Raw genomic sequence first — 11,250 nt, forward strand, 5'->3', positions numbered from 1 at the left:
CCCGCCTGAACGCGGGGGCTTCGTCGTGCGGTCCCGTCAGGCGGGCACGATGTTGTGATTGCGGCAGAACAGGTTCTGCGGGTCGTACTGCCGTTTCACCTGGGCCAGCCGCGCCATCGCCTCGGGCGAGAACATGCGCGTGACGAGACCGGGATCGGTGGAGGGCGTGAAGTTGCCGTAGAGCGCGGCGCCGAGCGCCTCGATCGCATCCCATTCCGCCTGGATGAGCGGCCGGTTGCCGTCGTGCACGAGTCCGGGCACATCGAACGCTCCTGCCATCGCGAACCAGGTCGCGTGCCGGGCGGGGAACGCGCTGGCCTCCTGCGCCACGTCGCCGAAGGCGCCGCCGAGCGAGCGAAGGAACAGGACGGACGCCGCGTTGGCCTCCCGGAAGGAGACGAGCCGGTCGATGGCCTCGTCGGAGAGCTCGCCGAGCAGCGTGTTGCCGCCCACGAAGCCGGGCATGGGCTGGTCGGGGTCGGCAGCCGGCATCTCCATGAGGATGTCGGGGTAGGAGCGCACGCCGAGCTCCGTCTCGGCGACGCCCTCGAGGGCGAGCAGCGGAGCCAGCGCGGCCCGTGCGGCCTCCTCGTCGTCGCCGATCCAGCACGCCGTGATCGTGGCACCCGGGGGTGCACTGGGGTCCATCGGCGGAACGTGCATGTAGGTCACGGTGAGCTCGCGCGGAGCGTCCTGCATGGTGTCGCGGAGCCCTCGCAGGATCGGCCGCGCGTCGCCCTCGACCCCCAGCGTCGCGAACACGACGTGCGCAAGCGGGTGCGCGCGGAAGTCGAACCGCGTCACCACCCCGAAGTTGCCGCCGCCGCCCCGCAGCGCCCACCACAGGTCGGCATGGGAGCCGGCGTTCACCTCGAGCACGTCGCCGCGGGCGGTCACCACCTGGGCGCCCTCCAGCTGGTCGGCGGCGAGGCCCCATGCCCGCACCATCCAGCCGATGCCGCCCCCGAGGGTCAGTCCGCCGACGCCGACCGAGGCGGTGTCGCCCGAGCTGATGCCGAGCCCGTGCTCGGCGAGCGCGTGGGCGACCGCACCCCACGTCGCACCACCGCCGACCTGGACGAGCGTGCCGTCGACGCGGATGTCGTCAAGCGCGTCGAGGTCGAGGGTCACGCCACCGGGCACGGCGCCCCACGCGCTGTGCCCGCCGCCGCGCACCATGACCTCCAGACGTTCGGATGCCGCGTACCGCAGCGCCGCGCGGACGTCGTCGACGCTCGACGCCCGCACGATGACGGTCGGCTCGCCGATGCCGGAATGGAAGGCGCGGGCTGCGTCCCACTCGTCGTCACCAGGGTGGACGACCGCGCCGGTCGTGAGGTCTGAGAGGGAGAGATCAGTCACCCGCGCCACGGTAATCGGCGGTGCCGACATCCCGCTACCCGTCCTAGGGTCGAAGCATGGCGACGAAGCGCGTGCTCTACATCGGCGGAACCGGCACCATCAGCGCGGCCTGCGTCAGACGCAGCGTCGCGGCCGGGGACGAGGTCACGGTGCTCAATCGCGGGTCCTCGCGCCGTCCGCTCCCCCACGGAGTGCGCGAGCTCGTCGCGGACGTCCGCGACGCGGCCGCCGTGCGGCAGGCCGTCGGTGCGGCCGAGTACGACGCCGTCGCCGACTTCCTGTCGTTCACGCCGGCGCACGTGGGCACGGCGCTCGATCTGTTCGAGGGTCGCACCGGCCAGTACGTGTTCCTCAGCTCGGCATCCGCGTACGAGAAGCCCCCGCGCCGGCTGCCGGTGACGGAGTCGACCCCGCTGCGCAACCCCTTCTGGCAGTACTCGCGCGACAAGATCGCCTGCGAGGACCTGCTCGTGGCCGCCCACCGGGAGCGCGGGCTGCCCGTCACGATCGTCCGCCCCTCGCACACCTACGATGCGGGCTCCATTCCGACACTCGGCGGCTGGACCGACATCGCACGGATGCGCGCCGGCAGGCCCGTCGTCATCCACGGCGACGGCACGAGCCTGTGGACGATCACGCACGCCGACGACTTCGCCGTCGCCTTCGCCGGACTGCTCGGGCATCCGCAGGCCATCGGCGACGCCTTCACGATCACCGGATCGCACGCGCCGGCGTGGAACACGATCTACGGCTGGCTGGCGGATGCGGCTGGCGTCTCATCCCCGGACTTCGTGCACGTGGCATCCGACACGATCGCCGCGTTCGCGCCCGAACTGGGTCCGACGCTCGTCGGCGACAAGGCCCACTCGATGGTGTTCGACAACAGCAAGGTCATCGGGCTCGTCCCGGAGTTCCGCACCACGATCCTGTTCGACGAGGGTGCGCGCCGGATCGTCGCGCACCACGACGCCCATCCCGAGCTGCAGCGGACCGACGAGGGCCGCGACGCGCTGTTCGATCGCATCGCGGCCCACGCCCGCTCGGCGGGCTGACACCCGCCGCACCCCGTGCCGAGAGGGCGCAGATCACCGTCGCGGGACGGTGAAACCCGTGGTCCGCGCCCTCTCGGCCCGCCGCTCAGCGGGTGATGTCGCGCACCGTCCCGCGCTCGAGGCGCAGGCGCCGGCGCGCCCGCTTCGCGACGGCCGAGTCGTGGGTGACCACGATGAGCGTGAGCCCCTCGGCGCACAGCGCCTCGAGCACAGCCAGGATCTCGTCGCGCATGGACTCGTCGAGGTTGCCCGTGGGCTCGTCGGCGAGGAGCACGCGCGGGCGCTTGACGATCGCGCGGGCGATGGCGACACGCTGCTGCTGACCGCCCGAGAGCTCGGCCGGCCGGTGGTCGGCGCGGTCGTCGAGGCCGACGTGCACGAGCGCCTCCGCCACCCGCTCGGCACGCTCGGCCTTCGGCAGCCCGAGCGGCTCGAGCGCCATGTCGACGTTCTCGGACGCCGTGAGCGTCGGGATGAGGTTGAAGCCCTGGAACACGAAGCCGATGTCGCGCGCGCGGACGTGCCCGAGCTCGACGTTCGACGCTTTCGCGAGGTCGACGTCGCCGAGCACGACCGATCCCTCGGTCGGCCGGTCGAGCGCGCCCAGCAGCTGCAGCAGCGTGGACTTCCCGCCGCCCGTCGGACCCTGGATGGTGACGAAGCCACCCTGCGCGATATCGAGGTCGACGCCGGCGAGCGCCTTCACGATGCGGTCCTTCTGGCGATAGGTGCGGGTCACGCCGGCAAGCCGGTACAGCACGGGGGGCGCAGCATCCGCCCCCGCATCGGGTGCGATGTCGATCATGGTCATGGTGTCTTCTCCTGCCGGGTGCGGGTGGGTGTCGGGTGAGGGATGGATGCCGCGTCTGCGGTGGTCGATTCGGACATCGGATGCCTCACCCGACCGATCGCAGTGCTTCGGCCGGACTGAGCCGTGCCGCCCGCCAGCCGCCGAACGCACCGGCGACGAGCCCGCCGAGGACGGCGAGTCCGAGCGCGGCGGCGACGACCCACAGCGTGACCGGCGCGTGCAGCACGATCTCGGTCGTCTGTTGCGAGAACAGGTTCCCGATGCCGCCTCCGCCGCCGGGACCGACCATCGTCTCGCCGCCAGGACCGCCCTGGGTGACGGGTCCCGCAGCGGGCGCGGTCGATATCGTCGGCGACACGAGATTGATGATCGCGATGCCGGCGAAGCCGAGCACGAGTCCCGCCGCGCCGCCCAGGAGGCCCTGCACGAGCGACTCCCCCGCGACCTGACCGACCACGCGCCCGTTCGACCAGCCGATGGCCTTCAGCGTGCCGAATTCACGCGTGCGACGCGAGACGCCCGAGATCGTGAAGAGCACGGCGAGAGCGAGCGCCACAGCCAGCACGATCACCGACAGCCAGGTGCCGAGGCTCGTGATGAGCGACGACGCGCTCGACAGCGATCCCGACACCGTCGAGGCGAGGTCTGACTGCGAGCTCACGGTGGCGTCGGGAAGGGCCTCCTCGAGGCCGGTCTGCACGGCTGCGATCGCGTCGGACGACTCCGCCTGCACGTACACGGTCGACACGACGTCGCCCGTACCCGAGAGCGTCTGGGCGACGTCGAGCGGAAGGTAGACGTTCGCGGCGGTGTCGGCGTCGCTCGACGCGGAGGCGACGATGCCGACGACCTCGAACTCCTCGCCGCCCACGTCGATGGTGTCACCGACGGCGACCTCGGCCGTCGAGGCATAGGTGGCGTCGAGGACGGCCACGTTCTCGCCCTCGTCGTCCGTGGAGAGGCCGCGGCCCTCGCTCACCGACACGGCCGAGAGCGGGCCGACGGACGTTGTCGCGGGATCGATGCCGAGCACGCTGAACGAGTCGACGCCGAAGGATCCGCCGCCGAAGCCGCCCCCGCCGCCGTCCGGCGGCGCCTGGCCGGTCGTGCCGGACTCGGTTCCCTCGGCCGGACGCTGCGGCAGCTCGCCCGAGAAGGTCATGTTCGTGAGGCTGAGGGCACCGGATGCCGCAGCCACGCCGTCGACGGATGCCACGGTGTCGAGCGTGTCGGCGTCGAGCGTCGCGCGCATCGGCTCGCTGACGAGGCGCGACTGGCTCAGCTCGGTCGTGCCGTCGTCGCCGGTCTCGCCGCCGTCCTGACCGAACTCGAACATCTGCCCGCGCCCTTCACCGGGCTCTGCCATCGCTCCGGTGACGGTCAGGTCGGTGCCGACGCCGTACACCGACTCGAGCGCCTCGGCTTGCGCGTCGCGCACACCGGCCGCGAGTGAGTTCACGATCATCACCAGGGCGATCGCGATCGCGAGGCCGGCGGCCACGATGATCGTCTGCTTCTTGCGGCCGGCCAGCTCCCGCCGCAGATACGTTGCGTACATGGGTCTCCTCCCGGCGGGCGGGGTGCCGGCCGTCGGGGCGACGCTAGGGACGCCGTCGATGTGTCCCGTCAGCGCCGGCTATGAGGAACGTATGACGCGGCATCCGTCCGCGCCCGCGGACTCACAGCGCGCGCATAGCGTCCTCCATAGGAAGCACATAGGAAGGCGAGCACAATGGACCCATGACCAACGCCGCCCCTGCCCTCTTGCGTCCCGACGGCTCCGCGCTGCGCGTGCTCGTGGTCGACGACGAGCAGATGCTCACCGACCTGCTGTCGATGGCGCTGCGGATGGAGGGCTGGGAGGTGCGCACGGCCGGATCCGGTTTCGAGGCGCTGCAGTCCGCGCGTGAATTCGCCCCCGACGCGATGGTGCTCGACATCATGATGCCCGACCTCGACGGTATGGCGGTGCTGCAGCGGCTGCGCCAGTCCGGCGACGACGTGCCCGTGCTCTTCCTCACCGCGAAGGATGCCGTGAGCGACCGGGTCGCGGGCCTCACCGCCGGCGGCGACGACTACGTCACGAAGCCGTTCAGCCTCGAAGAGGTCGTCGCGCGCCTGCGCGGCCTCATGCGCCGCGCCGGCACCGCACACGCCTCGGGCGCGGAGCCCATTCTGCGCGTGGCGGACCTCAGCCTCAACGAGGACAGCCACGAGGTCGAGCGCAGCGGTGAGGAGATCGAGCTCACCGCCACCGAGTTCGAACTCCTCCGCTACCTCATGCGCAACCAGCGCCGCGTGGTCTCCAAGGCGCAGATCCTGGACCGGGTCTGGAACTACGACTTCGGCGGACGCTCCAGCGTCGTCGAGCTGTACATCTCGTACCTGCGCAAGAAGATCGACCAGGGGCGCGAACCGCTCATCCACACCGTTCGCGGTGTCGGCTACATGATCAAGGCCCCGCAGTGACCGACACCTCCGCGCCGCCTGCCGAGGCCGAGGCGGAGCAGACGGATGCCGCGGCGCCGCGTGAGCGGGCAGCATCCGGTCGCCGTCCCTGGACCCTGCAGCGCAAGCTCATCGTCACGGTCGTGTCGATCACGTCGTTCATCATGGTGCTCGTCGGCGTCGCCACGAGCGCGATCCTCGGGAACGTCTTGGAGGCGGGACTGAACGACCAGGTGCGCAACGCGATCCAGCGCACGTCGGCGATGGTGGAGCGCGACGTGGCCTCTGGCCTGACGGCCGAGCAGATCCTCACCGAGCAGCCGCAGCAGCCGGGCTTCCTCCTGGCCGTGGAGTCCGCCGTCGGCGACCCGAGCGGCGCCGTGATGGGAGCGGACTCCTCCGCCACCGCGCTCACGGACGACCAGATCGCACAGCTCGCGGAAGGCCTGAACGGCGAGACGCCGCTGGTCGTCCAGATCGACGACGTGGGGACGTTCCGCGTCGAGGGGACAGTGTCTCCGCAGGGCACGGCCGTCGTCGTCGGCATCCCGCGGGACGAGGTCGCCGCGAACGTCGGCCGCATGCTCACCACCATCGGCCTCCTCACTGCCGGTGGGCTGGTCCTGCTCGCGCTGGTGACGGCGTGGACGATCCGTGCCGGACTCGCACCGCTGCGCGCCGTCGCCGACACGGCCGAGCGCGTCTCGAAACTGCCACTGGACCGCGGCGAGGTGACGATCGCCGAGCGCGTGCCGGCCGCCCAGGCCGACCCCCGCACCGAGATGGGACGCGTCGGCGAGGCGCTCAACACGCTGCTCGACCACGTCGACGAATCGCTCACCGCTCGTCAGCGCAACGAGGAGCGCATGCGCAGCTTCGTCGCCGACGCCAGTCACGAGCTGCGGACGCCGCTGTCGTCGATCCGCGGCTATTCGGAGCTCTCGCTGCGCGCCCTGTCGAAGAACCACGCCGCCGCGACGATCGAGACGACGGAGGCATCGCTCGAGCGCATACAGGCGCAGTCGCTGCGAATGACCTCGCTCGTCGAGGACCTTCTCCTTCTGGCCCGGCTCGACGAGGGGCAGGAGCTCGTCTACGGCACCGTCGATCTCACGCGCATCGCGGTCGAGGCGGTCGCCGACGCCGGACCCGCGGGACCGGACCACACGTGGGTGCTCGAGGTCGCCGACGAACCTGTGCAGATCGCCGGTGACACCGGCCGCCTGCACCAGGTCGTCGCGAACCTGCTCGCGAACGCCCGCACCCACACCCCTGCCGGAACGACGGTGACCGTCACCGTGGAGCGCGAGGGTGACACGGCCGTGCTCACGGTGCACGACGACGGACCGGGCATCGATCCGGCGCTGCGCGACGAGTTGTTCGAGCGTTTCTCGCGCGGCGACCGCTCGCGCGCCCGTCAGACCGGCGGCACGGGACTCGGCCTGTCGATCGCGCGCGCGATCGTGGACGCCCACGACGGCACGATCTCGGTCGGGAGCGAGCCCGGCGACACCACCTTCGAAGTGCGCCTCCCCGCCCGCCCCGTCGGCTCGGCCTGACCTCGCCGGCAGTGCGGTGGGTGCGGCCCTGGTGGGTCGCGGACCGGATCACGTCCGACTCCAGAAACCACATCCTCTCGAAATCGCATGTGACTTCGTGTTCACACGCCTTCCGGTGGGTTGCAGCGCACGCGAGGTCAACGAGCCCTTGCGCCCTCATGCTCCCGTGTGAGCCTGCGGTCGTCGTTACCCGGTGCTCCGGCCCGCATGCCGCATGTGAGTTCCGGCTCACAACGTGACTGAGAGCTGCACGCTGTGCCCGAACGGTCTGGTCTCGGGCTTGTGCGAACGTGAACTCACACAACCCAGAGTGACCACGAACTCACATAACCCAGCGTGAACGTGAACTCACATAAGCAAGCGTGACCACGAACTCACATAACCCAGCGTGAACGTGAACTCACATGACCGAACGGCGTGGTGTCGACCCTTCAGATTCGGACTGTCCCCTCCGCCGCCGGGGCGCCCACGCTCGAGGACGTCGACGCGGGTCAGTAGCCGCTGAAGGCGTCGGTCGTGATCGACCGGGCGCGCTCCAACGCGGGGGCGAGATCGGCGATCAGGCCGGCGGGGCCGGAGATGTACGCGTGGCGCGCGGCGATGTCGGGCACGATGCGCAGCAGTCCGTCCGCGTCCAGCCGCACGCCCCGCGCCCACAGCCACGTCGACGGAAGATCCGCGGGCTCGTCGCGCGTGAACACGATCACCGGGATCCCGGCGGTCTCGAGATCCGCGCGGTACGCCAGCTCCGAGGCATCCGATGCGACGTACACGAGCACGATGTCGCGATCCTCGCTCGTCGCGCGCAGGTGCCGCAGCTGAGAGATGAACGGAGTGACCCCGATGCCGGCCGCGACCATGAGGATCGGCGCCGCATCGCGCTTGGGGAGCACGAAATCCCCCCACACGCCGGTGATCGCCAGGCGCTCCCCCTCGCCGACCAGCGCGAGGGCCTTCTTGTACGAGCTCTGCGGCTTCGAGGTCGAGCTCTCCTTGAAGGCGACGCGCAGCAGCGGGAGGTCTTCGGGGGCGGAGGCGATGCTGAACTCGCGGCGCGTGCCGCGGGCGTCGGGGTGCGCGTGCGGCACCTCGAGCTCGAGATACTGGCCCGGCACGAACGACAGGCGGTCCTGGACGCGGAAGGTCAGCTCCTGCACGGTCGGCGTCTTCGTGGCCCTCGCGGCGAGGGTCAGCCGGACGGCGGTGCGCACAGCGAACGCGAAGGCGACGAGGTTGCCGATGAGGAGCGCGCGCTCCTGGCCGAGTGAGATGTCGCCCAGCGGGATCGGCCAGCCCGCGAGCACGCCCACGATCCCGGCGACGAGGAACTGCTGCCAGCGCCGCGGCGGGAGCGTCAGCGGCTCGGACAGCATGAAGGCGCCGAGGAAGAGGAACGGCGAGGACCACAGGACCTGCCAGAACACCGTCAGTCCGTCGATCTCCAAGCCCGCGAGGTTGTACTGCGCGGATGTCCGCAGCACGGCCACCGCGACGGCGACCACGAGGAATACCGCGACCACACGGATCTTCTCTGTGCGCCACAGCACGGCGAGCCCGAGCACGATGACGGGCGCCGCGAGCGCGGGCGTGCCCACCCACCACGCCGACGATCCGAGAGCCGGCCAGACGAGTGCGAGCAGGGTCAGCACGGTCGCACCCACCGCGGCCGGGTTGAAGATGTGACGGCCGCGCCACGCGAGCACGTACTTGGAGAGGGATGCCGCGGCGCCGGCGACGGCGATCCCGGCGAGGGCCGTGAGGTCCAGCGTGGGGCGCAGCACGAAGAGGAGGATGTGCGCCGTGATCAGCGACGACTCGATGCGCCACGGCAGGCGGAGGATGCTCTGGGCCGCAGCATCCACCCCGACGCACACCGCGGCGAGGACGGCGAGGGTGACGACCAGCTCCAGCGGATCCGGCCCGACGAGGTCGAAGAACGACAGCACGAGCGAGATAACCGCCAGCGCGGCGAGCGCGAGATAGACCACGCGGTACATCGAGACACGGCCCAGGAGTGCGAAGACGCGGTTCCAGACCGCCGTGAGAGTGCCGAGCACGTCACACCGCCTGAAGGGCCTGGGCGGCACCGGCGGGAAGGATGACGCGGATGCCGTCACCGGGCCTCACCTCTCCCCCGGCGATGACGACGGACATCACACCGGCCAGGCGCACGGTGGCTCCCTGGTCGTCCACGTGCACGAGCTCCTTCATGAGTCCCTTCGAAAGGCCGTTGATCTGCGAGCAGGGGTTGCGCAGCCCGGTGAGCTCGATGACGGCATCGTCGCCGATCGCGAGACGCGTCCCGCGCGGAAGCCCGAGCAGATCGATCCCGGCGGTCGTGATGTTCTCGCCGAGCGCCCCGGGCTCGACGCCGTGCCCGCGTTCGGCCAGGTCGGCGAAGAGCTCCTCGTGCATCAGGTGCACCTGGCGCAGGTTCGGCGCACCCGGGTCGCGCACGACCCGCGAGCGGTGCTTGACCGTCGCGCCGGCGTGCGCGTCACCCTCGACGCCCTGGCCGGCGACGAGCGTGATGCTCTCGCGGGTGGGCTTGCTGAAGCGGTGGGTGTCGTCGCGGGCGACGGCGACGACACGGCCCGACGAGGTCTCGGTCACCTCTCCACGCTAGCCGCTCGCGTGAACAGGTCGGCCCGGCACCCGGGCGACCAGTCGACCCTGCCGTCGGTGGTCATGCGCACCCACTCGACGCCCCACTCGTGCGCCAGCCGGGGTCCGCCGTCGAAGAACAGCGCCGTCGCGATCGCGTCCGCGTGCATGGCGTCGGGCGCCACCGCCCACGTCGCCGCCACCGTGCGCACCGGCGACCCGGTCCGCGCGTCGAGCACGTGGTGCAGGCCGTCGCCCCACGTGCGCCGGTTCACCGCCGATGCGCAGAGCGCGGCATCCGCCACCTCCCAGACGCCGATCGCGCGACGCGGGTCGAACGGATGCTCCAGCCCGACCCGCTGCGGTGCGCCGCGGACCGCGAGGTCACCGCCGGCGTCGACGACCACGTCGCCCGCGACCAGACCGCACACGAGCGCGTGCACGAGGTCGACCAGGCGCCCCTTGCCGAGAGCGCCCACGTCGATCACTCCCGGGCCGTCCAGGGTGAGCAGGTCGCCGTCCCAGGTGAGGCGCCGCGCCCAGTCGGCCGGCGCAGGAACGGGCTCTCCCGCTGCCAGCGAGTACGCCGGGTCGTAGCCGAGACGCTCCAGCGACGATCCGACCAGGGGGTTCACGGCACCGTCCGTGGCATCGTCGAGTTGGGCATAGGCCTCGAGCATCGCGACCGCATCGGCGGGCGCCGGCACGCTGCCGCCGGCGTGCGCGAGGCGCGACACGACCGAATCGCCGCGGAATCGCGACCACTCGGCGTCGAAGCCCGCGACGACGTCCGAGACCGCGTCACGCGCACGCGCGTCGAGCGGCTCGTCGGTGACGATCTCCCATGCCGTGCCGATCGCCTCGAACCGCCAAGGGGCGGGCGGCTGGTCGGACGCGGCGGGCATGGCCTACGCGATCGCCTCGGACTTGATGGTCTCGAGCGCTTGATTGAAGCCTTCGCTGGTGAGCGACGAGCCCGCGACGCGGCTGACCGAGATGGTGTCGATGTCCTGCCCCTCGACGACGTCGGAGATGCCGCCGATGAACTGCCCCTGATACTGCTCCGACTCGGGCCGCGACGGGTCGCCGGACACCTCGACCGACGTGACGACGTCGTCCTCGAGGGTGACGGTGACGCTGATGGTCTCGACGGACTCGGGAGTGGCGTACGAGCCCTGTGCGGAGTATGTGCCGTCCGCGTAGGTGGCGGTGCCGGACGAACCGGTGTCACCGGAGTCCGAGCCGGTGTCGGCGGACGTGTCGGTGCCGGTGTCGGTCGCTGCGGGAGCGCAGCCCGCGAGCAGCGCGATCCCCGCGACGGCGGTGAGCGTGAGACCCGCACGGGCGGGACGGGTGGCGACGGCGGTGCGGATCATGACGGTCCTCCTGGGTCGTGGTTTGTCCTGGTGCTCTT

10 protein-coding genes are annotated in these 11,250 nt (G+C 71.2%); 3 read left to right on the forward strand and 7 right to left on the reverse strand.

Annotated features, from left to right (window positions below):
- Window positions 1-36 precede the first annotated feature (36 nt).
- A complete protein-coding gene (locus tag OL358_RS00520) occupies window positions 37-1,362 on the reverse strand; it encodes an FAD-binding oxidoreductase (RefSeq protein ID WP_264707958.1) in 1,326 nt (441 codons plus the stop codon).
- A gap of 56 nt (window positions 1,363-1,418) precedes the next feature.
- Here OL358_RS00520 and OL358_RS00525 point away from each other — a divergent pair, with 56 nt between their 5' ends.
- The gene (locus OL358_RS00525) at window positions 1,419-2,414 is read left to right on the forward strand and encodes an NAD-dependent epimerase/dehydratase family protein (RefSeq protein ID WP_264707960.1); all 996 of its coding nucleotides are present in this window, start codon (window positions 1,419-1,421) and stop codon (window positions 2,412-2,414) included.
- An 85-nt stretch (window positions 2,415-2,499) separates the two neighbouring features.
- Here the strand turns inward: OL358_RS00525 and OL358_RS00530 are convergent, their stop codons facing one another.
- Both OL358_RS00530 and OL358_RS00535 read right to left on the reverse strand, forming a co-directional pair.
- Window positions 2,500-3,225 (reverse strand): ABC transporter ATP-binding protein, encoded by a 726-nt coding sequence (locus tag OL358_RS00530; RefSeq protein WP_264707962.1) that lies wholly within the window; start codon window positions 3,223-3,225, stop codon window positions 2,500-2,502.
- Between the two features lie 85 nt (window positions 3,226-3,310).
- Entirely contained in the window at window positions 3,311-4,783 is a 1,473-nt protein-coding gene (locus OL358_RS00535; protein ID WP_264707963.1) for an ABC transporter permease, read from the reverse strand.
- Window positions 4,784-4,965: 182 nt separating this feature from the next.
- Between OL358_RS00535 and OL358_RS00540 the strand changes: the two genes are divergently transcribed.
- The gene (locus tag OL358_RS00540) at window positions 4,966-5,694 is read left to right on the forward strand and encodes a response regulator transcription factor (protein WP_264707965.1); all 729 of its coding nucleotides are present in this window, start codon (window positions 4,966-4,968) and stop codon (window positions 5,692-5,694) included.
- A gap of 143 nt (window positions 5,695-5,837) precedes the next feature.
- The gene (locus OL358_RS00545; RefSeq protein WP_264710199.1) at window positions 5,838-7,232 is read left to right on the forward strand and encodes a HAMP domain-containing histidine kinase; all 1,395 of its coding nucleotides are present in this window, start codon (window positions 5,838-5,840) and stop codon (window positions 7,230-7,232) included.
- 491 nt (window positions 7,233-7,723) lie between these two features.
- Here the strand turns inward: OL358_RS00545 and OL358_RS00550 are convergent, their stop codons facing one another.
- From OL358_RS00550 to OL358_RS00565, 4 genes are read right to left on the reverse strand one after another with little or no spacing between them, the layout of a single operon-like run.
- On the reverse strand, window positions 7,724-9,289 hold the full coding sequence (locus tag OL358_RS00550; protein ID WP_264707967.1) for an FAD-dependent oxidoreductase: 1,566 nt from the start codon (window positions 9,287-9,289) through the stop codon (window positions 7,724-7,726).
- Between the two features lies 1 nt (window position 9,290).
- Window positions 9,291-9,845, reverse strand: coding sequence for an MOSC domain-containing protein (locus tag OL358_RS00555; protein WP_264707968.1), 555 nt, complete (start codon window positions 9,843-9,845; stop codon window positions 9,291-9,293).
- Window positions 9,842-10,741, reverse strand: coding sequence for an FAD:protein FMN transferase (locus OL358_RS00560; RefSeq protein ID WP_264707970.1), 900 nt, complete (start codon window positions 10,739-10,741; stop codon window positions 9,842-9,844). The genes OL358_RS00555 and OL358_RS00560 overlap by 4 nt, the downstream gene beginning before the upstream one ends.
- A 3-nt stretch (window positions 10,742-10,744) precedes the next feature.
- A complete protein-coding gene (locus tag OL358_RS00565) occupies window positions 10,745-11,212 on the reverse strand; it encodes an FMN-binding protein (RefSeq protein ID WP_264707972.1) in 468 nt (155 codons plus the stop codon).
- Between the last annotated feature and the right edge of the window lie 38 nt (window positions 11,213-11,250).

Source organism: Microbacterium sp. SSM24 (assembly GCF_025989145.1).
In the GTDB taxonomy this organism is placed as follows: domain Bacteria; phylum Actinomycetota; class Actinomycetes; order Actinomycetales; family Microbacteriaceae; genus Microbacterium.